The sequence below is a fragment of the Xanthomonas sp. GW genome (assembly GCF_014236815.1).
GTDB lineage: Bacteria > Pseudomonadota > Gammaproteobacteria > Xanthomonadales > Xanthomonadaceae > Xanthomonas_A.
Map to the genome: position 1 here is coordinate 1,188,455 of NZ_CP051189.1, position 21,922 is coordinate 1,210,376.

The 21,922-nt window shown below is 69.1% G+C and carries 19 protein-coding genes; 4 read left to right on the forward strand and 15 right to left on the reverse strand.

Going from position 1 to position 21,922, the window contains the following annotated elements; translation table 11 throughout:
- The first annotated feature begins 44 nt into the window (after nt 1-44).
- Nucleotides 45-2,045: a transketolase gene (gene tkt, locus HEP73_RS05030; RefSeq protein ID WP_185822352.1), complete on the forward strand. Its 2,001-nt coding sequence runs from the start codon at nt 45-47 to the stop codon at nt 2,043-2,045.
- Nucleotides 2,046-2,240: 195 nt separating this feature from the next.
- Here the strand turns inward: tkt and HEP73_RS05035 are convergent, their stop codons facing one another.
- The 9 genes from HEP73_RS05035 to HEP73_RS05075 all read right to left on the reverse strand — a co-directional run bounded on the left by HEP73_RS05035 (nt 2,241) and on the right by HEP73_RS05075 (nt 15,012).
- Nucleotides 2,241-2,960 carry a DUF2894 domain-containing protein gene (locus tag HEP73_RS05035; RefSeq protein WP_185822353.1) on the reverse strand — a complete coding sequence of 240 codons (720 nt, stop codon included), beginning with the start codon at nt 2,958-2,960 and terminating at the stop codon, nt 2,241-2,243.
- Complete coding sequence (locus HEP73_RS05040) at nt 2,950-3,600, reverse strand: OmpA family protein (protein ID WP_185822354.1); 651 nt, start codon at nt 3,598-3,600, stop codon at nt 2,950-2,952. The genes HEP73_RS05035 and HEP73_RS05040 overlap by 11 nt, the downstream gene beginning before the upstream one ends.
- The gene (locus HEP73_RS05045) at nt 3,597-5,933 is read right to left on the reverse strand and encodes a DUF802 domain-containing protein (protein WP_185822355.1); all 2,337 of its coding nucleotides are present in this window, start codon (nt 5,931-5,933) and stop codon (nt 3,597-3,599) included. The genes HEP73_RS05040 and HEP73_RS05045 overlap by 4 nt, the downstream gene beginning before the upstream one ends.
- 10 nt (nt 5,934-5,943) lie before the next feature.
- On the reverse strand, nt 5,944-6,675 hold the full coding sequence (locus HEP73_RS05050; protein ID WP_185822356.1) for a DUF3348 domain-containing protein: 732 nt from the start codon (nt 6,673-6,675) through the stop codon (nt 5,944-5,946).
- Between the two features lie 304 nt (nt 6,676-6,979).
- Complete coding sequence (locus HEP73_RS05055) at nt 6,980-7,690, reverse strand: M23 family metallopeptidase (protein ID WP_185822357.1); 711 nt, start codon at nt 7,688-7,690, stop codon at nt 6,980-6,982.
- Between the two features lie 4 nt (nt 7,691-7,694).
- The gene (locus HEP73_RS05060; protein ID WP_185822358.1) at nt 7,695-8,654 is read right to left on the reverse strand and encodes a L,D-transpeptidase family protein; all 960 of its coding nucleotides are present in this window, start codon (nt 8,652-8,654) and stop codon (nt 7,695-7,697) included.
- A gap of 176 nt (nt 8,655-8,830) precedes the next feature.
- Entirely contained in the window at nt 8,831-11,554 is a 2,724-nt protein-coding gene (locus tag HEP73_RS05065; protein ID WP_185822359.1) for a TonB-dependent receptor, read from the reverse strand.
- A gap of 135 nt (nt 11,555-11,689) precedes the next feature.
- Entirely contained in the window at nt 11,690-12,859 is a 1,170-nt protein-coding gene (locus HEP73_RS05070) for a phosphatidylinositol-specific phospholipase C1-like protein (protein WP_185822360.1), read from the reverse strand.
- Nucleotides 12,860-13,065: 206 nt separating this feature from the next.
- Complete coding sequence (locus tag HEP73_RS05075) at nt 13,066-15,012, reverse strand: acetyl-CoA hydrolase/transferase C-terminal domain-containing protein (RefSeq protein WP_185822361.1); 1,947 nt, start codon at nt 15,010-15,012, stop codon at nt 13,066-13,068.
- 111 nt (nt 15,013-15,123) lie between these two features.
- Between HEP73_RS05075 and HEP73_RS05080 the strand changes: the two genes are divergently transcribed.
- Genes HEP73_RS05080 through HEP73_RS05090 form a run of 3 tightly spaced genes read left to right on the forward strand, consistent with a single transcriptional unit; the run spans nt 15,124 to nt 17,604 of the window.
- Entirely contained in the window at nt 15,124-15,492 is a 369-nt protein-coding gene (locus HEP73_RS05080) for a BlaI/MecI/CopY family transcriptional regulator (RefSeq protein ID WP_185822362.1), read from the forward strand.
- Nucleotides 15,482-17,014 (forward strand): TonB family protein, encoded by a 1,533-nt coding sequence (locus HEP73_RS05085; RefSeq protein WP_185822363.1) that lies wholly within the window; start codon nt 15,482-15,484, stop codon nt 17,012-17,014. Before HEP73_RS05080 ends, HEP73_RS05085 begins: the two co-directional genes overlap by 11 nt.
- Nucleotides 17,014-17,604: a hypothetical protein gene (locus HEP73_RS05090; RefSeq protein WP_458309652.1), complete on the forward strand. Its 591-nt coding sequence runs from the start codon at nt 17,014-17,016 to the stop codon at nt 17,602-17,604. The genes HEP73_RS05085 and HEP73_RS05090 overlap by 1 nt, the downstream gene beginning before the upstream one ends.
- Before the next feature lie 207 nt (nt 17,605-17,811).
- On the opposite strand, the gene HEP73_RS05095 is transcribed toward HEP73_RS05090, so the two are convergent.
- From HEP73_RS05095 to HEP73_RS05120, 6 genes are all read right to left on the reverse strand, one after another.
- Nucleotides 17,812-18,369, reverse strand: a complete 558-nt coding sequence (locus HEP73_RS05095) for a flavin reductase family protein (RefSeq protein WP_185822364.1) — start codon at nt 18,367-18,369, stop codon at nt 17,812-17,814.
- Between the two features lie 68 nt (nt 18,370-18,437).
- Nucleotides 18,438-19,055: a molybdenum ABC transporter ATP-binding protein gene (locus tag HEP73_RS05100; RefSeq protein WP_185822365.1), complete on the reverse strand. Its 618-nt coding sequence runs from the start codon at nt 19,053-19,055 to the stop codon at nt 18,438-18,440.
- Nucleotides 19,056-19,140: 85 nt separating this feature from the next.
- Nucleotides 19,141-19,836 carry a molybdate ABC transporter permease subunit gene (gene modB, locus HEP73_RS05105; protein WP_185815425.1) on the reverse strand — a complete coding sequence of 232 codons (696 nt, stop codon included), beginning with the start codon at nt 19,834-19,836 and terminating at the stop codon, nt 19,141-19,143.
- 10 nt (nt 19,837-19,846) lie between these two features.
- Complete coding sequence (gene modA, locus HEP73_RS05110; protein ID WP_185822366.1) at nt 19,847-20,623, reverse strand: molybdate ABC transporter substrate-binding protein; 777 nt, start codon at nt 20,621-20,623, stop codon at nt 19,847-19,849.
- A gap of 114 nt (nt 20,624-20,737) precedes the next feature.
- The gene (locus HEP73_RS05115) at nt 20,738-21,571 is read right to left on the reverse strand and encodes an MBL fold metallo-hydrolase (protein ID WP_185822367.1); all 834 of its coding nucleotides are present in this window, start codon (nt 21,569-21,571) and stop codon (nt 20,738-20,740) included.
- Nucleotides 21,568-21,918: an ArsR/SmtB family transcription factor gene (locus HEP73_RS05120; protein WP_185822368.1), complete on the reverse strand. Its 351-nt coding sequence runs from the start codon at nt 21,916-21,918 to the stop codon at nt 21,568-21,570. Before HEP73_RS05120 ends, HEP73_RS05115 begins: the two co-directional genes overlap by 4 nt.
- Nucleotides 21,919-21,922: the final 4 nt, after the last annotated feature.

Genomic DNA, 21,922 nt, shown 5'->3' on the forward strand with positions numbered 1-21,922 from the left:
GGACCCGACGCCCCCGCGCCCGCTTCCTGTCCAACAGAACCCACATGACCACGCCTACTCGCCGCCAGCTCGCCAACGCGATCCGCTTCCTCGCCGCCGATGCGGTCGAGGCCGCCAAGTCCGGCCATCCCGGCATGCCGATGGGCATGGCCGACATCGCCGAAGTGCTGTGGAACGACTTCCTCAGCCACAATCCGAACAATCCGAAGTGGTTCAACCGCGACCGCTTCGTGCTCTCCAACGGCCACGGTTCGATGCTGCAGTACGCGCTGCTGCACCTGTCCGGCTACGACCTGCCGCTGGAGCAGCTGAAGCGTTTCCGCCAGCTTCACAGCAAGACCGCCGGCCACCCCGAGCGCAGCGAGACCCCCGGGGTGGAGACCACCACCGGCCCGCTCGGCCAGGGCTTCGCCAACGCGGTCGGTTTCGCGCTGGCCGAGAAGCTGCTGGCGCAGCGCTACAACCGTCCCGAGCACCAGATCGTCGACCACCGCACCTGGGTGTTCATGGGCGACGGCTGCATGATGGAAGGCATCTCCCACGAAGCCGCCTCGCTGGCCGGCACCTGGGGCCTGGGCAAGCTGGTCGCGTTCTGGGACAACAACCATATCTCCATCGACGGCAACACCGCCGGCTGGTTCAGCGACAACACCCCGGCGCGGTTCGAGGCCTATGGCTGGCACGTGCTGCGCGATGTCGACGGGCAGGATGCCGACGCGATCAAGGCCGCGATCGAGGCCGCCATCGGCGAGAGCGACAAGCCGACCCTGATCTGCTGCCGCACCACTATCGGCTTTGGTGCGCCGAGCAAGGCCGGCAAGGAATCCTCGCACGGCGCGCCGCTGGGCAAGGACGAACTGGAAGGCGCGCGCAAGGCGCTGGACTGGCCGTACGGCCCGTTCGAGATCCCGCAGGAGATCTACGACGGCTGGCGCGCCGGTGGCGCCGGCACGCTGCGCCAGGCCGAGTGGGAGCAGGCGTTCGACAAGTACGCCAAGCAGTTCCCGGCCGAGGCCGCGGAGCTGACCCGCCGTTCGCATGGCGAACTGCCGGAGGACTTCATCGCCCAGGCCGACGCCTACATCGCCAAGCAGGCGAGCGAAGCGCAGACCATCGCCTCGCGCAAGGCCTCGCAGATGGCGATCGAGGCGTTCGCGCCGCTGCTGCCGGAACTGGTCGGCGGTTCGGCCGACCTGGCGCATTCCAACCTGACCCTGTGGAAGGCCAGCAAGTCGGTCGCCACTGACGACCCGAACGCCAACTACGTGTACTACGGCGTGCGCGAGTTCGGCATGACCGCGATCGCCAATGGTCTTGCGCTGCACGGCGGCTTCATCCCGTTCGACGCCACCTTCCTGGTGTTCAGCGACTACGCGCGCAACGGCGTGCGCATGAGCGCGTTGAACCCGGCGCATGCGATCCATGTCTACACCCACGATTCGATCGGCCTGGGCGAAGACGGCCCGACCCATCAGCCGGTGGAACACCTGGCCTCGCTGCGCTACATCCCCAACAACGACGTGTGGCGCCCTTGCGACACGGTGGAGTCGGCGGTGAGCTGGAAGGCCGCGATCACCCGCCAGGACGGCCCGAGCTGCCTGGTGTTCAGCCGCCAGAACCTGCCGTTCCAGGCGCGCAGCGACGCGCAGATCAAGCAGATCGAACGCGGCGGTTACGTGCTGGCCGATGCCGAGGGCGGCGCGCCGGACGTGATCCTGATCGGCACCGGTTCGGAAGTGGGCCTGGCCGTGGACGCGAAGAAGGTGCTGGATGCCGCGGGCCTGAAGACCCGTGTGGTGTCGATGCCGTCGACCGACGTGTTCGACCGCCAGGACGCGGCCTATCGCGAATCGGTGCTGCCGAACGCGGTGCGCAAGCGCGTGGCGGTGGAGGCCGGCGTCACCGGTTTCTGGCGCAAGTACGTGGGCCTGGATGGCGCGGTGGTCGGCATCGACACGTTCGGCGCCTCGGCACCGGCCGACGAGCTGTACAAGTACTTCGAGATCACCGCCGAGCACGTGGTCGCGGCGGCGAAGGCGTTGTAACGCGGCGTCTTCCGCGGTACGGAAAAGGCCGGCGCAAGCCGGCCTTTTTCTTGTGGGTTTGCCTGCGCTGTCGCGGTGTAGTGGCGCGGCTTCTGTAGGAGCGGCTTTAGCCGCGACAGGCATTGTCGGTAACGCGGGTCGCGGCTAAAGCCGCTCCTACAAGGGATCTATGCGCCAATCGGGCGCGGCCGCGCTTCAGCTGCGCTTGCGCGGCTTGCCGCGCGTCGGCTTTTTGCCGATGGTCGCGCCGGGCTTCTGTTGCGTCGCGAGCACGTCATGGTCGTGCATCTGCTGCAGCCACGACAGCGCGTCGACGTAGGCCAGGAAATGCTGCAGATAGCCCGGCGACAGGCTGCGCATCAGCGCCAGCGCGCGGTGCACCAGCACGCCGGAATTCAGAGGGCCGGCATCGGCAGGGGCCTGCTGCAGTGATTGCCGCAGCTGGCTGCGGCTGCGCAGCTCGGCCCACAGTCTGCGCGCATCATCGAGTGCGGGCAGTTGCTGGGCAGACTGCGGCGGTATGGCGTTTACCGCGTCGTTCGCGTTATGCGCGTCATTCGCGGCGCCGCCGGCGAACCGCTGCAGCAGTTCGCCGAGCGGGCTGCGCGCGGTCGTGCTTGTGGCCGGCGCGGTATCGGCATCGGCTACAGCGACGGCCTCGCTGTCGGTATCGATAGCGTCATGGGCATCGACGTCGGCGGTCGTCGCAGCCGACATCCTGGCCAGGTCCGCGGCATAGGCGTCGAGCAGCACGGACAGTTTCTGTTCGAGCAGGCGCCGCGCTTGGCCATGATGCCCATCGACGCGCCGCGCCAGCGCTTCGATGAAGCGGAAGCGCAGCGGATCCATGCGCTCGGCGTGTCGTTGCCGCCAGGCGCCGAGCAGTTCGCTCGCGGATGTCGCGTTATCGCGCATGCGGTCGCGCGGCAGACGTGGACAGCTTCGGCAGCGGCGCCATTTCCACGCGCCGGTTGCTGGCGCGTCCGGCTTCGTCGGTGTTCGGGCTGACCGGTTGCTGCGCGCCGAATGCGGCGGCGAACACCGCGTCGGCCGGCACGCCTTCGTCGATCAGCGCACGGGTCACGGTCAGCGCGCGCTGCGCCGACAGTTCCCAGTTGTCGGCGAACTGGCGGTTGCTGTCGCGCACCTGGCGGTCGTCGGTGAAGCCGCTGACCATCAGGATCTCGCTGCGCGCCTTGAGGTAACCGGCCAGCGGCGCGGCCAGGCTCTTCAGCACCTCGCGCCCCTCCGGCTGCAACTGGTCTGAATTGAGCGCGAACAGCACGCTGCCGCGGATGCCGATGCGGCCATCGACCAGGGTCACCCGGCCTGCCGCCAGCGGCGCGGCCAGCGCCTGTTCCAGGGTCTTGCGTTGCCGCGCCTCGGCCTGCCGCTGCCGGACTTCCTCGTCCAGCTTGTGCGACAGCTGCAGTTGCACGCCGATCACGCCGATCAGGATCAGCACGAACGCACCCAGCAACACCGACATCAGGTCGCCGAACACGGCCCAGATCGGCACGCCCGATTCGGCGTCGATTTCCAGCTCGTCGCTCATGCCGCTTCGGCCCCGCCGTCGGCGTGCTGGCCGGGCAGCTGGCGCAATTCCTCGATGATCTGCTTCTGCGACAGCATGCTCAGGTCGATGACTTCGCGCGCCTGGGCCACGTAATAGGCCAGTTGCTCGTCGCTGCGCGCGAGCGACTTGTCCAGCGCCTGCTCGATGCCCTGCAGGCGCTCCAGCAGCGCCGCGTTCGATTGGCCGAACGCCTCCACCGCGCCGCCGAACGCATCGCCCAGGCTCGCCACTTCGGTGGCGCCGACCGCGACCTGCGCGGCGACCGATTCGAGCTTGCCGGTCTCCGCTTCGATGTGGTCGGTGAAGCGGGTGCCGACGCGTTCGAGCAGGTCGGCCGAGGTGGTGACCAGGGCGTCCACCGCGGTGCGTTGCTCGGTGGAGGCGTGGTTCACCGCGTCGAGCAAGGTGTGCAGCGTGTCCAGCAGGCGGCTGCGCTCTTCCAGCATGGCGGTGTCGCGGACCATGCTCTCGGAGAGTTTCTGGCGCAGCTCGGCGACGACATCGGCGGCGGCCTTGGGCGCTTCCGAGGCGGTCTGCACCAGGCGCGAGATCTCGGCGATGGTCTCGCTGGCATGCGCCTGGGTCTGCGCCGCGATCGCGCCTGCGGTGCGTTCGAGGGTGTCGCAGATGTCCTGCTGGCGCTGCGCGATGCGCTCGCCGTTGCGCTCCCAGTCCGCGTTCAAGCCGGCGACCATCGCGGCGAACGTGTCGGTCCACGTGGCCAGGCGCGCGTGGTCGCGCGCTTGCAGCGCGTCCTGCGATTGTTCGTGGGAATGCTGCATGGCCTCGACCAGCGCCGCCGCGCGCTGTTGCAGCGTTGCCGCGGCCGCGTCCAGCGCCTGCGCGTTGCGCTCGGCCAGGGCAGCGTTGACGTCCTCCTGGCGCGATAGCGCATCGCTCCAGGCCTGCTTGGCGCCATCTGCGGTGGCGTCGAGCCGTACCGAGATCGCGTCCAGCGCCTGCGCGTTGCGCGCTGCCAGCTGTTCGTTGATCGCTTCCTGGCGCGACAGCGCATCGCTCCAGGCCTGCTTGGCGCCATCGGCCGTGGCGTCCAGGCGCACCGAAATGGCATCCAGTGCCTGCGCGTTGCGCTCCGCCAATTGCGCGTTGATCTCTTGCTGCCGCGACAGCGCAGCGTTCCAGGCCTGCTTGGCGCCGTCCGCAGTGGCGTCCAGGCGCGTCGACACGGCATCCAGCACGCCGTTCGAGCGCGTCGCGAAGCTGTCGCCGAAGCCTTCCAGCGCGCTGCGCAGATCCTGGACCAACGCCTGGTTGGTATCGCGCTGGCCGGCCAGTGCGGCCTCCCACGCCTGTGCGGCACGCGCGGCGGCATTCTCGAAGCCGCTGGCCAGGCCGTCCAGCTGGCGCTGCACGGCCTGGCCGACGTGCTCGTGCAGCGTGGCGGTTTCGCGTGCCAGGCCGTCCAGGGTGGCCTGCATCACCGGCTGCAGCGCCGCGCCGAGCGCGCGCGCGTTCTCCGCGACGCCGGCCTGCAGCGATTGCTCCACCGCGCCGGCCAGGCGCGTATAGGCGGCCTCGGTCCTGGCGTGGAAGGCGTCCTGGTTGCTCGCCAGGCGTTCGCCGCTGGCGGCGCCCTGTTGCTCGATGCCCGCCGCCATCGCCTGCAGCCGGTCGATCAATGCCGGCATCAATTCGGTCTGCCGCTGCAGCAGCTTGAACGCTTCGCTGCGCTGGAACGCCTGCGAATGGACGTGCAGCGTGGTCGCGATGGCCAGGTCGAGCGCTTGCACCGCCTGCAGCCGCTCGCGCCGGCACAGTGCGGCGAGCAAGCCGAGCATCGCCGAGCTGGCCACGCCGGCGATGGAGGTGCCGAACGCGAAGCCCAGGCCCTTGACCGGTGCAGCCAGCGAGTCGCGGATGGCCTGCAGGTCGGTCGCGCTTTCCAGCGCCAGGCCGGTACCGCGCAGGGTCGCCATCATGCCCAGGAAGGTGCCGAGCATGCCCAGCAGGACCAGCAGGCCGACCAGGTACGGGGTCAGCCCCGGCGCCGGCAAGGCCACGCGCTCGCCGTCGATGCGCAGGCGCACCGCGTTGCGCAGGCTCGGATCCAGGCGTTGCAGCCAGCCGCCCAGGTCGGACCGCGCCGCCTCCGCGTCGTCCACGGCATGGAGCAGCGTGACCGTGGCCTGCCGGTAGCGGTACAGCTCCACCGCGCCGGCCACGTAGCACGCGCCGATCAGCAGCGCGAAGGAGACGCCCAGCGGATTGTTGCCGAGGTAGCCCACGCCGATCCAGCACACGGCGGCGAGGCCGGCCAGGAACACGACGGAATTGAAGAAGTTCTTGAACATGATGTCTCGGTCAGCGGGGGCGCAGCGCTGCGAGCAGCGCGTCGATGGGATGGAAGCGGACATCCAGCTCGGCGCGCAGCACGCTGCGCATGTCCTGGCGGAACACCTCCAGCCAGGCGTTGGCGGTCGGTGCCTGGGCGGTGTCCGCCGTGTGCGTGTCGGCCGCCGCGGCGGGCTCGGTCTCGCGCAGGCGTTCGAAATGCTGTTGCAGCAGCGCCGGCACGGCCGCCAGCAGGGTTTGTTCGCGCGGACTCAGGGTCAGCTCCATGACCGCATCCACGTCCGCCAGCCGCGCCATGTCGGCCGACGTGCGCGCCAGTGTGTCGCGCAGCTGGCCGCGCAGGCGGCCGGTCGCGGTCAGCATCGAGCGCTGCAGCGCCAGGTAGCGCTGGCGGAACGGCGCATAGTCGAGCGGCGCGTTCGCGTCGGCGGCGTGGCCAGGCCGGGGGCCTTGCTTGCCGGCGTCCGCGGCGATGTCGCTGGAAATCGCCTCCTCCAGCGCGCTGCGCACGCGCGCGCACTCGTGTTCGTCGACGCCCTCGAACGGCGCGTCCGCGTCGATGGCGGTCGGCCTGCCGTCCAGCGCTCTGGACACGGCCACGGCACGCGTCCAGTCGATCCATTGGCCGAGCCGGTCGGCCAGCGCGGGGCTGGACGGCGCGATGTCGGCGTCGGTGAGACGTGCGAGGAGGCGAATGAACGCCGGGCCCGGGACAGGCGGCCGTGGAAGAGCTTTCGCCATTGCTTCTGGGTAAAACCGGGAATTTTACACGCGAATGACATGGCGGGCCGGCCGGCGACCCCGGCGGCGGCCCGAAAGCCGGCCCGCCGGTCCGGTGCGGTTCAAGCAGCGGTTTTTCGATTGCCGCCAGCAATGGTGCAGTGCGCCTTGCCCGGGCTTACTGCGGGAGCGGCTGCGCAGGCAAGCGCCGGTGGGGCGGAGGCCTGCGTTTCAAGGCGTTCGGCCGTCGGCGGATCCAGACCCGATGCGGACGCGCCTGCGCTCGCGCAGCCTGTGGAGACGCAGCTTCAGGCCGCGCCTGCGCCTACAACCGCTGCTCGCCGCGCAGCAGCGGATACGGATTGAGCGATTCGCCCTTCCACCACTGCTTTTCCGGGCCCAGCCGGTGGATCTCGAAATGCAGGTGCGGCGCGGCGAGATCGGCATTGCCGGTGCTGCCGACATAGCCGAGCACCTGGCCGCGGCGGATCGTCTGTTTCTCCGCCAGTCCATCCGCATAGCGCTGCATGTGCGCGTAGTAGTAGGCGTAGCGGCCGCTGGGTTCGAACTGGTACACGGTGAGGCCGCCGCGCTCGCTGTCGAACAGCTTCTCCACGCTGCCGTCGGCCACCGCCAGCACCGGCGTGCCGGCCGGCGCCAGGATGTCGATCGCGTCGTGGCGCCGGCCCTGGCTGCGCGCGTCGGTGAAGGTGTCCTGCAACTGGTCGCGGCGCACGCCTTGTACCGGGATCAGCAGCTCATCGGAAGCGTTCGCCGGCGCGGCCGCGGGGGCCTCTGCGGCCGCGACAGGCTGCGCCGTGGGTGCGGCGTCCGTCGCCACGGGGGCAGGCACCAGGGTAAGTGCCTCCCGCTGCGCCGGCGGCGCTGCCGGCGCTGCGGCGGGCGACATCGCCGGCGTGGCCGCCGCATCGTCGGCATGGGCAGCGCTGGGGCGCACCTGCACGCCAGCGCGCAGCACCCAGTAGCCGAGCGCTACCGCCATCACCAGCGCCGCCAGGCTGAGCAGGGTCTTCATTCGCTCACTCCTGCATCGTCACCGGCACCGATGCGTTCACCGCAGCGGCCACGGTCAGCGCGTCCCAATTGGTCAGGCGCACGCAGCCATGCGATTGCGCCTTGCCGACCCGCGCCGGATCCGGCGTGCCATGCAGGCCGTAGTGGTCCTTGGACAGATCGATCCACACCTCGCCGACCGGATTGTTCGGGCCTGCGGCCAGTGTGGCCTTCTTGTCGGACTTGTCGGCGTCCCAGAACAGCTTGGGGTTGTAGTGGAAGGTCGGCTGCCGCACCACGCCCTTGATCTTCCAATCGCCGATCGGCAGCGGGTCGTGCTCGCTGCCGGTGGAGGCGGGGAACTGGGCCAGGATCGCGCCGCCGGCGTCGAGCAGGCGCACGGTGGAGTCGGATTTGTCGACCACCAGCTTGGCCGCCTTCGGCAGCGCGGCGGTGCCGAGCACATTTGGCACCTGCATGCTGGCGCCGGCCTGGCTGAAGTCCACCGACGGGTTGAGCGCGCGCAACAGCGCAGGCGCGGCGTGGAAGCGTTCGCCCAGGCGCTCTTCCACCGATTCGTAGCCCAGCGCCGGCAGCTTGGCCTTCTCCGCGGTGTCCTCGGGAATCTTGGGGAACGGGCCGGCGACGTCCTCGGCGGTGAGCGTGTAGGCGATCAGCGCGGGCGCGGCGTCCTGCACCAGCGCCTGCCAGGTGGCGTCGTCGAGTTCGCCGTTTGCGGTCAGCCCGCGCGCCTGCTGGAAGCCGGAGACGGCGCGGCGCTGGTTGGAGCCCGGTTGGCCGTCGATCTCGCCCGGGGAGAAGTGCGCGCGGTCCAGCAGCACTTGCGCGTGCAGCGGCGAACGCTCGCCGCTGTCCGGTGCTGCGCTGGAGGCCGCGGCCTTGGCGGGCGGTTGCGCCGATGCGTTGCCGACTGCGCTTGCGAACAGCACGGCAAGGCAGGCGAGTGGAAGCGATAGGCGGGACATCGGCGACTCCGGCATGAATTCCCGCCACCATGCCTAAGCGCCGCGACTAGCCAGCGTGAAATGGCTGGCTACCCGCTGACCGGAGCACGGCCGGCACTGCCGGGCCGCGCATCCGTATCGCCTTCGAGATCGAAGGCGCGAGGCCTCCGGCGCGATACGCCGGAGGCAGGCTGCGCTCAGTAGGTGTAGCCCAGCGTCAGCATGTACACCCGGCCGGTCTCGACATAGGCGCCGTCGGCGCCGGGATCGTAGGCCATGTAGCGCGTGGACTTGCCCTGGGTCTCGTAGAACGTGGCCGCATTGAGCAGGTTCTTGGCCGACACGCCCACGTCGATGCCGTGCGGCAGGTGGTAGGTGGCGTTCAAGTCCAGCGACTTCACCGGCTGCAGGTAGTAGTTGAGTCGGTCGCTGGTCAGGCCGAGCAGTTGCAGGCCGGTGTAGTTGTAGCTCAGGTCCGCACGCAGCTTGGTGTCGTCGTAGAACAGGTCCAGGTTGTAGATGCGCTCCGGTGCGCGCGGCAACCAGGTGTTTTCCGGCTGGTCGGCGCGCTTGCTGTCGGCCGAGCTGTGCTGCAGGGTGAGGTTGGCGGTGGCGCCGAAATTGCCCCAGAAACCGGGCAGATCCTGCAGGCGCTTGCTCAGCGCCAACTCCACGCCGTAGAGCTTGGCGGTGCCGCCGTTCTGCGGCATGGTCACCGGCACGCCGTTCTCGAACGTGGTGCCGGTGGGAACCAGGCCGCCGAGCGTGTTGTCGTTGCTGGTGGCCGACTGCGAGGTGTAGACGAAGCCGGTGATGCGCTTGTAGTAGGCCGCCGCGCTGAGCACGCCGCCGTGGGCGTCGTAGAACTCCGCGGACAGGTCGGCGTTGTCGGCCTTGCTCGGATTGAGGTCGGGATTGGGCTTGGAAATGCCGATGACCGTGTTGTTGGGGTCGATGGTGTAGACCGTCTCGCCGGAAATCAGGCCGAAGGCCGGGCGGCTGAAGCTGCGCCGCAGCGAAGCGCGGTAGACGGTGAGATCGTCCGGGCGATAGTTGAGGCTGATGCCCGGCAGCACTTCGCCGTAGGTGCGGCCGTTGCCGACGAACTGGCCATTGATGCCATCGCCGCTGGATTGCCAGGAGTCGGCGGAGTAGCGGGTCAGTTCGTAGCGCACGCCGGGCAGCACGGTCACCTCGCCGATGTGCAGCGTGGCCATCGCGTAGCCGGAATAGATCGCTTCGGTGCTGGAAGTGGTGTTGGCGTTGTAGTCGTTGGCGGTGTAGACGCCGGCGCCCTTGGGATCGTCGATGTACTTGTAGGGCACGGCCTGCGCCAGCATCCAGTTGCGGTCCAGGATCTTGAACGGGCCGGCATAGTGGCCATCGAAGGCGCCGTAGGTCACCCGCCCCGGTATTGCGCTCAGCGGCGGGCCGCCGGCGGTGGGGAAGGCGTAGTTGGGGCCGCCGAAGTAGGGGCCGTTGGAGACGAAGTTGCCGTCCTTGTGGAAGAACGGATGGTCGTAGGCGCCGCGGTCGGCGTGGTCGGCCGACAGCCCGACCTTGACGCTGTCCAGCACGCTGTCGTCCACCCGGTAGGTGATGTCGGTATGCGCATTGATCCGGTTGTCGTGGCTGCCGGCATCATGGCCCTGCACCTTCCACAGCAACGACGAGTCCAGGTTGTAGAAGTAATTCTTCAGCGCGTCGGAGCTGGGGCCGATGCCCGGATAGGTCGGATCGCTGAGGTCGAAGGCGAAGCTGCCGGGGGTGAAGCCGTACAGGCTGGCCGAGACGTAGTCCGGCCGGCTGCGGGTGCCGCGGCCGAACGAGGTGCCGTAGTCGAATTGCAGGCGGTCCAGCGTGGTCGTGCCGCCCAGTTGCAGTGTGGCCAGTTTTTCGCCGATGTCGTGCGTGTTGAAGTAGCCGCCGCGCACCGCCGTGGGCTGGTTCAAATAGGTTTCCAGGCGCGCGCTGGACTGGTCCTGCTGCCCGGTGACATCGTAACTGCCGTAGATGGCGCGGGCGTACAGCTTGCTGTGCTCGCCCTGCCAGTCGAACGCGAGATTGGCGCCATAGCGCTCGATCTGGCTGGTGTAGACGCTGTACTTGTAGCGAGTGCTGACCAATGGCCCCACGTCGCGCAGATCCACGGCACTGGCCTGCGCCGGATCGACCGGGACGTATTTGCTGTTGGGCGCCGGCGCCTGCGCCATGTTGTTGTTCTTGCCGTAGTAAGCGGCGACGTAGAGGCCGAAGGCCTGGTTGTCGCCGAACTTCCAGGCCAGTTCCTGCTGGAGCGTGCCGCCCTTGTCCTTGCCGCCCAGGTCCGAGGCGAGTTCGCTGAACTGGCCTTGCGCGGTGGTCTTGGCGTGGAAATCGCGGTCGAAGTCGAACGCGCTGGGGGTGCGCATATCGATCGCGCCACCGATCGCATCGCCAGGCATGTCCGGCGTCGGCGCCTTGGACACTTGCACCGACTGGATGCCGAACGGGGCCAGCATGTTCAACGAGATCGCACGCGTCGACGAATCGGTTTCGGGCATACCGAAGCCGTTGAGGGTATAGGCGTTGTAGCTGGCGTCCATGCCGCGGATGCTGACGTAGGCGTTCTCGCCGGTGGTGGCCTGGCCCAGGTGCATGTCGCTGTAGGCCGACAACCCCGGCATGTGCGCGAGCACGTCGGCGATGCCGGCCGAGGGAATCGCGTCGATCTGCTCCTTGTCCATCACGCTGTTGACGCTGGCGGACAGGCGTTGTTCGTTGATCGAACCGGGCGCGGGCGCCTGGTCGGCCTGCACGTTGACCGAGTCCAGCGTGGTGGGGGTACGTGGGCTCGCGTCCTCCGCGAAGGCGGGTGCGCAGAACGTCAGGGCGATACTGATGGCGTAGGTCAGGCGGCTGATGGAACGGAAGGACGGCATGCAGAGAACTCGCGGTTGGTGAGCTTGGGTACCCTGGCCCCGGCTAAGCGGGCGCAGGCGATTGCATCGCCCATGCGTTCCATTGCGACAGGTGTGTGGAGGTGGTGCGGTACGAACGGCGCGAGCGGCGCCGATTCAATGCGTCAGATCGGTGCCGTCGCAGCGTGCGTTCGGGAATTGCGGATTGCAGCGCGCGGCCGCGTCGCCATCGAAACGCACCACGTAGCCGGAAGCGGCCGGCTCGCGGTCGGGGAAATCGGTGCTGAGCAGCTGTGCGCCGCTGGCGAGCATGCCGTCGCGGCGCGTGGTGTCGTTGCTTGCCGGTTCTTTCAGGTCCGCATCGGTGCGGGTGCGCACCAGATATCCCGCTTTCACCAGGCGCGCGATCTCTTCGGCGCTGCCGTCGTTGCGCTCGGTGAAGGCGGCATCGTCTTCGCCGGGAATGGCATTGGTGAAGCACACGCGGCCGCGCAACGACGCATGGCCGGGCAAGTAGTGCCGGCCCACCGAATGCTGGTCGAGCAGGAACACGATCTTGCCGCGCGCCTCGTCCAGGGATGGCCAGCCATGTTCGAGGATCGCGGCATTGAGCGTGGCTGCGCTGCCGCGCACCTGGTCGGGACTCAGGTACTCGCCGCGCCGGAATACCGAGCGGATTTCCGCATCCAGCGCGTCCATCGCCTTGGCATCGAAGGGTTCGGGCTGCACGGTCGGGAACGCCAGCTGCAACGGCGACTCCTCGGTTTCCAGCAGCACGAATATCGGCAGATGGCGCGGATGCCGCTTGGACCACGCGCGCACTTCCTGCAGGCAGGCGATGAGCGGCTGGCAGGTACTGCGCTGGTCCAGATCCTGCACATGCATGACCTTGAATCCCGGCTTTTCCATCACCCCGGGCGCAGCGAGGGCCGGCGCCGGCGGCAATCCGGCCTTGGCGATCTGCTGGGCGATCGCCGGATGCGCATAGCGGCCGCCCTTGGCGTCGGCATAGATGTCCAGTTCGATCTGCCTGACGCCGTCGTCGAACTGCTGCGTCAGCGGCGGATGGCGGTAGTCCAGCTTGGCGAACACCGCCGGATTGGTTTGCTTCCACAGTGCCGCTTCGCTGGGCGCGAAACCGGCGTGGTAGCTGTTGTGGCTGCCGATGTACTGCAGCTCGTTGAGCCGCGGCGCGGCGTGCAGCGCGAGCGGGGCGATCGTCAACAGGCCGAGCAGGGTGCGTTGGAGACGGAGCAGGCGCGCGGCAGGAGGCAGAGCGGGGCAGGCCGTTTCCAGCGCCGGGGATACAGGTGAACAGGGGCGCATGCGGCAAAGCCGAAGAACGTGGTGCGATCATCATCGCGGGTCAGCTTGACGCGCATCTTTCCAAACTATTGCTGCATTGCGTCATTCAGTGCGACCGCAACGCGGCAAGCGACAGACTGCGACGGAAATCGCGATGCGGCGACCTCGGTGCTGGCCGGGGCGCAGACGCGCCGTGCCGTTTTCGCCGCACCGCTGCGTCGAGGTTCTCAGGGCGCCCTGGTCTGGCGCAGGGCGTAGGCCAGCAGGCGCGCTTCCACGCGCTCGCCGATGCTGCGTGGCGCATCCAGCGCCATGCGTTGCAGGCTGGCCGGATCGCCGGGCTCGCGCGACAGCAGCGCGCGCACGATGGTGGCCAGCTTGGTGCTGGTGCCGGCGGTGTTGCGCTTGAGCCAGGCCAGCGCGCGCAGCAGGCGCTGTTCGACTTCGGTGAAATCGCTGCCCAGCGGATAGTCGGGCAGGGTGCCGTCGGCGCGGAACGGGGCCAGCGCGGCGCGCACGCGTTCGGCGCGGTTGCGCTGCCAGTGCGGCCGCGCGATGACATCGGCGCACAGCTTGCCGGCCTGTTTGGCTTCGGCCAGCAGCACCGGCTGGAACGCCGCATCGGCGATGCCGATCATCCCGACGACGCAGTCTTCGTCGGTCATGCCGCGCAGGTCGGCGATGCCGTATTCGTTGAGATAGATGTCGCGCAGGTGGCGCGGGATCGTGGTGTGGCCATAGTTCCAGCGCACGTTGGAGTGCAGCGCGGGCGCGTCGCCGCGGACGGCACGGAACATCAGCACGCTGCGCGCGTCGTCCAGCGCGTGCGCCATCGCCACGAAGTTGTACTGGCCGCCGACCCCGGACACCACGCGGCCGTCGTCCAGCGCGTCGGACACCGCCGCGCCCAGCACGGTGGCCATCATGCACGAGTTGAAGAAACGCGCCTCGCGGCGTTGCAGGCGGCGCAGGCGCTCGTCGCCATAGAGCTGGTTGATCGCGCTGATGCGGTGCATGCCGATGCCGGCGCGCGCCTCCGGCGCCATCTCGCGCAGCCAGGCGTAGAACTCGGGCGAGCCGAGGTAGAACGCGCCCTGCAGGTATTCGCCGTCGCGCTGCAGCCGCGTCTGGTCGCCGGCATCGGCGCTGCCGTCGGCCACGCGCTGCATCAGCTCCGCGTCGTCGAGCACCTTGCGCTTGATCACGCCGCACTGGACCAATTGGCGGAAGCCTTCGTTGAGCATCTCGCTGCAGCCGAACAGGCCGATCGAGAACGGTGCGAGCCCGCCGCATTCCTGGACCGCGGGATGCGTTTGCAGTTCTGGATCCAACGCCGCCAGCACCTGCCGGTAGCGCGCGTTGTCGGTGTGCCGCAGCACCAGTGCATGGCACAGCGCATCCGCCAGGGTGCCGATGCCGATCTGCAGCGTGCCGCCGTCGCGCACCAGCGTGCTCGCATACAGGCCGATGGCGTAGTCGGCATCGGCCACCGGTTGCCGCGGCAGTCCGAACAGGCGCGGATACGGACCTGGCGGGGTCACCACCACGTCGAAGAACGACGGCTCCACCGCCGCGCTGCCACCGATCCACGGCAGCTGCGGATCGATCTCGGCGACCAGCAGCGGCCGCGGCAGGCCGCGCCGGCGCACCGCGTCCAGCGTGTCCTGGGTGATGTCGTTGTTGCACGAGAACGACAGGCGAGTGCCATCGGGTTCGCGCGCCACCTTCTGCACGATCAGGTTGGGCGCGCGCTGCGCCACCGCATCGGCCGCATGCGTGTAGTTGAGGCTGGTGTAGTTGCGCTGCGCCTGCGTCGAGCGCAGCAGCGCGCCGGACTGCATGTAGAACTCTTCAACCTGGATATGCGCCGGCAGCGCATCGCGCTGCAGGGCCTGCACGTACTTGAGCTGGGGGAAATCGTCGCCGAAATGGCGCTGCACGAACGGGCGCAGGAAGCGGCCTTCCAGCCCGCCGCCGGGCGCCGGCGCGTTCAGCGACAGCGCGGTGTAGAGCTGCATCGGCCGCTGCGGATCGGCGGCGACCCGGTCGTACAGCGTGTTGAGCAGGCGGTGCGGCTTGCCGATGCCCAGCGGCGCGCCGATGCGCAGTGGGCCGGGGATGCGCTGCAGGATCAGCTCGACAGCGGCGTCGAGGTCTTCGAGGGAGTCGGTCATAGCGGCATAGCTTAGGCGAGCGCCGCGATCGCGTGCTTCGCGATTGGCGAAAGGGCTTGACAACGGATTCGATTACCCATGTAATCGTTAAAAATTACAGGCGTAAACGATATGTCGATCAGCGATGCCGAAGCCGTGGTGATGGAGGTGTTGTGGAACCGAAGCCCGCTCGGTGCCGAGGAGGTGTTCGCGGCCCTGTCCGGGCATGGCGGCTGGGCCGAACCCACGGTCAAGACCTTGCTCAATCGGCTGCTCAACAAGGGCGCGATCCGCGCCGACAAACAGGGCCGCCGCTATCTGTACGCGCCGCTGCTGCAGCGCGAACAGTGGGTGCAGCAACAGAGCGAAGGCCTGCTCGAACGCTTGTTCGGCGGCCGCGTCGCGCCGCTGGTGGCGCACTTCAGCGAACGCGGCAAGCTCAGCGACGCCGATATCGCCGAACTCAAACGACTGATCCAGGAGCTGGAAGATGAGCGTTGAAACCTTCGTAGCGGGGATGTGGGCCACGGCGCTGTCCGGCAGCGCGGCGATCCTGTTGGCGTTGGCGCTGCGTGCGCCGTTGCGGCGCGCGTTCGGTGCCGGCGTCGCCTACGCGGTATGGGGTGTGGTGCCGTTGGCCATGCTCGCCGTGCTGCTGCCTGGCGACGTGCGTCCCGCGCTGCCAGCGGCGTTGGCGATGCCGCAGGTCTGGGTGGGGCTGCCGCAGGAATCCGCTGGCGCTGCCGGTGCGACGACGCTGGCGAGCAGCCATGCCGCCCTGTGGATGGCTGCCCTCTGGCTGCTGGGCGCGGCGGCGATGGCCGCCGCGTTGTGGCGGCAGCAGCAGCGCTATCGGTATAGCCTGGGCCAGCTGTCGCCCGGCGCCGACGGCGTGCTGTACGCGCAGCACGCCCTGCACGGTCCGCTGGTGCTCGGCGCCTGGCGCCCGCGGGTGGTACTGCCGATGGATTTCGCGCAGCGCTATCCGTCCGCGCAGGCACAACTGGTGCTGGCCCACGAGCGCATGCATATCGCCCGCGGCGACACCCGCCACAACCTGTTGCTGGCGACCTTGCGCTGCGCCTACTGGTTCAACCCCTTGCTGCACTGGGCCGCGTCGCGGTTCCGCTTCGACCAGGAACTGGCCTGCGATGCGGCGGTGCTGGCACGGCATCCAGCTTCGCGCCGCAGCTACGCCGAAGCGATGCTGCAGACCCAACTGGATGCGACTGCATTGCCGGTGGGCTGCCATTGGCAGGCCGGACAGGCCTTGCGGCAGCGGATCGGCATGCTGCAGCGGCCGGCCGTGCGCGGCTGGCGGCGGCGTGCAGGCATCGCCGTGGTGGCGATGGCGACCCTGTGCGGCGGCGGCGCGGCATGGGCGTTGCAACCGCTGCCGGCATCCGCGTTGGCGGGAAGCGGCATTGCGCCTGCGCTGGCGGATGCGCAAGCGCCGGATGCAGGCGCGCTGGCGGGGACCGCTGCCGCCATGGGTGCAGCACCGGCCGATGCAGAAACGCGTTTGCCCATGCTGCTCGCTTCGACAGCCGATGCTGCGACCACATCCGCCAAGCGCGCCACCGTGGATGCCAAGCCATTGGCCATGCCGCCACCGGCTTATCCGCGCGACGCATTGCGCGACGGCGCCGCGGGAAAACTGTCGCTGTTGGTGAGCGTGGATGCGGCCGGCGCCGTCAGCGATGTGCAGTTGCTTGATCGTGGTACGGGCAATGCAGTGCTGGACCAGGCAGCGATTGCCGCCGCCAGGAAGTGGCGCTTCGTTCCGGCGCAGAAGCAGGGACGGACGGTGGCGTCGCGGTTGAAGATACCGGTCACCTTCGAATCCGGGAGGGAGCCTGTGGATGCGCCATCGGGGGTCCCGAATGCATCGAACTATCGCTGGTATCTGGTGGATACGGAGGCGGATGATGCGCCTGAGCAAACCTGCGACGTTGTCTCTGTCGATGGGCAAGGGCCGACCCGGCGCGTGTATTGCGGCATGTCCATCAAGACGGCCAAGTGATGAGCCTGCGCAGGATCTGCCTGGCCAGCCTGTGCCTGTGCCTGGCCGGCTGCGCCAGCCAGCCGCAGCGCGAGCAGACCCAGCGGCTGGACTCCGTGGACCAGCGCCTGCTTGCGCCAAGCGGCGATGGCGCCCCGGGCGGCGCCATCACGGCCTACACGATGCAGCCGCAGCAGGTATTCCGCATGCCGCAACCGCTGGACGCGGCGACGCCGCAACTGCCGGCCGATTCGCCGCGGCGCACGCTGGCGCCGACCACGGTATGCGTGCGGGTGGTCCTGTCCGCGCAAGGCGCGGTGCAGCGCAGCGAGCCCTTGCACGACCGCGAGGAATGCAGCGCCGGTGCCCTGGCGGACACTGCCGATCTGCTGCAGGCGGTGCAGCAGGAGGTCGCGCGTTGGCGGTTCGTGCCCGCGGCGATCTGCACTTATGCCGATCCGGCGCAGCGGCCGGCAGTGGAGGGACGCTGCGACGATGCCGTGTCGGTGGAAGAGGTGCCGGTGGCGCTGGCCTACGCGTTCACCTTCGAGGTGCGCGAGGGCAAGGCCAGCGTGCAGGCCGGGCGCGTGGGCGTTCGAAGTGCGCGTTGAGTGCGTGATGCCGCACCGTGAGCGCTGGAAAGTATTTCTCTGACGATTGACGATTGAGGGTTGCGGAAGCGATCGGTTAGTTTCTGGCCATCGCTTGCGATAGGCGTCGCCGTAGAGTCTGTCGCGACTGAAGTCGCTCCTACAAGGGCGGCATCTCGCAGGGACATGTGGCGGCAGCAGGGTCGCTGCTGCGCGTCGTCATCGCCGCTACAGCATCTCCGGCTTGAACAGGCGCCGCCGCGAGACTTCCGCGCCGGACAGCATGAACTTGCCGTCGCCGCGGTAGTGCACAGTCTTGGGCAATTTCGGCGACGTGGCGACGTGCGCCTTGACCACCTCCCAAACGAACAGGTTGTGCCTGGCGATCTGGCGGCCGTCGTGCAGGCGGCATTCGAAGCTCGCATAGCACTCGGCGATCGACGGCGCATCGACGTGGGTGCCCGCCACCGCGGTCAGGCCGAAGTGGGCGAACTTGTCGAGTTGCGCGCCGCTGCTGTTGCCGATGCCGACCACGGTGTCGAGCAGGTCCGCGGTCGGCAGGTTGATCGTGCATTGCTTGCTGCGCCGGATCAGTTCGAAGCTGTGGTTGGCGCTGGAGATGCAGCAGGCGATCAGCGACGGCGAGAACTCCAGCACCATGTGCCAACCCATGGTCATGATGTCGCGCTGTCCCTTCCACGCCGAACCGACCAGCAGCACCGGGCCGGCTTCCAGAAACCGACGCACCTGGTCGAGCGGGAAATCGTGCTTGCGGTAGCGGCGCATGGCGGCGGCCTCGCTTCGTTGCGATGGCGCACAGTCTGGCCACCGGCGGTGAACGCGGCGTCGGCGCGCTACTCCAGCCGATGGATCGCGTCGGCGATGCGTTCCACTTCCTCGGCCTGATGGCTGACGTAGAGCATCGGCAGCCGCACTTCGTCGCGCACGCGCTGCAGGTACGGGATCAGTTCGCCGCGGCGTTGCGCGTCCAGCGCCGACAGCGGTTCGTCGAACAGCAGGATCGCCGGCTGCGACAGCAAGGCGCGGCCGATCGCCACGCGCTGCGCCTCGCCGCCGGACAGGTTGCCGGGGCGCCGCGCCAGCAGCGGCGCGATGCCGAGCAGCTCCACTACCGCCTCGAAGCCGAAGCGCTCGGCCTGGCCGCGGCCGTGGCGGCCGTAGCCGAGGTTGCGGCGCACGTCCATGTGCGGGAACAGCCGCGCGTCCTGGAATACGTAGCCGATGCGGCGCCGGTGGGTGGGCACGTCGATGCCGGCGGCGCTGTCGTAGAGCACGCGCTCGTCGATGGCGATGCGTCCGCTGCGCGGCCGCAGCACGCCGGCGATGGCGTTGAGCATGCTGGTCTTGCCGGCGCCGGACGGGCCGACCAGCGCGACCACGCGCGCCGTTTCCTCGACCCGCAAGCGGCGCTGGAAGCGGCCGCGCTGCACTTCGATATCGATGCTCAGCATCGGCGCATGCTCGCGTCACGTTGCGAATGCGGCGCGCCGTGGACACGCGTGGCGGGCAGATCGCGCGCAGCGTTGCGGAGCCGGCTCACGCGTCCGCCTCCGGACCGCGCTGGCGCCGCACCAGCCATTCGGACAGCAGCAACGCGGCCAGCGAGATCGCCAGGGCCACTGCCGCCAGCCGCCAGATGCCCGCTTCGCCGCCGGGCACCTGCAGCAGGCCGTAGATCGCCGAGGACAGCGTCTGGGTTTCCCCGGGAATGTTCGACACGAAGGTGATGGTGGCGCCGAATTCGCCCAGCGCCTTGGCGAAGGCGAGCGCGGTGCCGGCGACCAGTCCTGGCCAGGCCAGCGGCAGGGTGATGCTGAAGAACACCCGCCATGGCCCGGCACCGAGCGTGGCCGCGGCGGCCTCCAGGCGGCGGTCGGTGGATTCCAGCGCCATGCGGATCGCGCGCACCATCAGCGGGAATCCCATCACCGCGCTGGCCAGCGCCGCGCCGGTCCAGCGGAATGCGAACTGCACGCCAAGGTGCTCGAGCAGCCAGGCGCCGACCGGCCCCTGCGTGCCGAACACGATCAGCAGCGCATAGCCGGTGACGATCGGCGGCATCACCAGCGGCAGATGCAGCAACGCATCCAGCAGCGCCTTGCCGGGAAAGCGGCGCCGCGCCAGTAGCCAGCCGCAGGCCACGCCGAACGGCAGGCTGCCCAGCGCCGCGACCAACGCGACCTTGACGCTGAGCGCGATCGCGGTGAGCTCTTGCGGGGTGAATGCGAACAACGGCAATGGCTCAGTGCGCGAGCGAGAAACCGCGGCGCTGGAAGATCGCCTGCGCCGGCGGCGTACCCAGCCAGCGCACGAAATCGGCCGCGGCCGGATGCTTGCCGGCGCGCAGCGCTGCCACCGGATACACGATCGGCGCATGGCTGTCGGCCGGGAACACCGCCACCACCCGCACCTTCGGTTCGGCCTTGGCGTCGGAGCCGTAGACGATGCCCAGTGGCGCCTCGCCGCGCGCGACCAGCATCAGCGCGGCGCGCACGCTTTCCGATTCGGCCAGGCGCGCCTGCACGCCGTCCCACTGGCCGAGTGTCTGCAGCGCGGCGCGCGCGTACTTGCCGGCCGGCACGCTATTGGTCTGGCCGATCGCGAGGCGGCCCTGCGCACCGAGCGCGGCGGCGAGCGTGCCGGGTTTGCGCAGATCGACCTTGGCGGCGCTCGCCACCGGCGCGACCAGCACCAGCGTGTTGCCGAGCAGGTTGCGGCGCTGCGCAGGATCGACCAGCTGGCGCTGCTGCAGATAGTCCATCCACTCCAGGTCGGCGGAGAAGAACACGTCCGCCGGCGCGCCTTGTTCCACCTGCCGCGCCAGCGCCGAGCTGGCCGCGTACGACACCTGCACCGGCGTTCCGCTGGACTGCTGGTAGGTGGCTGCGGCTTCGTCCAGCGATTCCTTCAGGCTGGCGGCGGCGAACACGGTCAGCGGCGCCTGCGCCCAGGCCGGCGGCACAGCCATGGCGACGGTGAGCGAGAGCAGGCACAGCAGGCTGCGTAGCGAACGGGACATGGGGCGCTCCGAGGAATCAGGGACGGGCGGCGATCGGCTGGGCCTGGCGCAGTGGCGCGCAGGCCGCTGCGATGGCAGCGCGATCGTGCGCGGTACGCCCGCATCCTACCGTCTTCAGCGCGGCGCGGCGTGCAGGTCGTCGGTGCGGCCGGCCTGGATGTTGGCGCGTACCGACGGCTGCATCAGCCGCGGCTGCGCCAGGCTCGCGTCGCGCGCCTGCCGCAACGCGACGAACTCGGCTTCATCGATGCCGTCGCGCACGTGGATGTTGTCGCGGCGCTGCGCGCCGATGCTGGTTTCGCAGGCGACCGCGCGGCCGCCGACGCCGTAGTCGTGGCAGACGAACACGCGGGTGGCGGCTGGCAGTGCGTACAGCCTGTGGATCGAACGGAACAGCGTGGCCGCGTCGCCGCCGGGGAAATCGCAGCGTGCCGTGCCGCTGTCGGGCATGAACAGCGAATCGCCGGGAAACAGCGCATCGCCGATCAGGTAGGCGATGCTGTCGTCGGTATGCCCGGGCACCGCGATCACCTGCGCCTGCAGCGCGCCGATCGCGAAACGCTCGCCGTCGGCGAACAGGTGGTCGAAGCCGCAGCGCGTGTCGCCGTTGTCCTCGGCCAGGCCGAACTGCGGCGCGAAGCGCGCGCGTACCGCGCGGATGCCGGCGCCGATCGCCAGCGTCGCCTGCGGCCAGCGTCGCTTGAACCACTGCGCGGCGGAGACGTGGTCGGCGTGGGCGTGGGTCTCCAGGATCCAGCGCAGTTGCAGGCCGCGTGCGGACAGGAGCTCGGCCAGGCCCCGCACCGGCGCGTCGCGCAGGGTAGCGGTGTCCGCATCGAAGTCCAGCACCGGGTCGATCACTGCAGCCTCGTGGCCGTCTTCGACCAGGTAGCTCCAGGTGCCGGAACCGGCGTGGTGGAAGGGGTGGACGTTGGGAATCTGGCTCATGTGCCTGCCTTGGCGGGAGAGGAAGGTGCGGCGCTGCAATAGATGCCGTGCAAGGTATCGAGGATGCGCTGCGCCGGGCCGGGGACCAGCGAATAGTAGATGGTCTGCCCGTCGCGGCGGGTCTGCACCAGGCCGTCCTCGCGCAGCACCGCCAGGTGCTGCGACAGCGCCGATTGGCTCAGGTCCAGGCGCGTGTTGAGTTCGCCCACCGAGTGTTCGTGGTCCACCAGCAGGCACAGCAACAGCAGCCGCTTTTCGTTGCCGAGCGCCTTCAGCAGGCGCGCGGCTTCGCCGGCATGCGCACGCATCGCCGCAGGATCCATCGCGGGTTGCAGGCGGCGGGCCATCGGA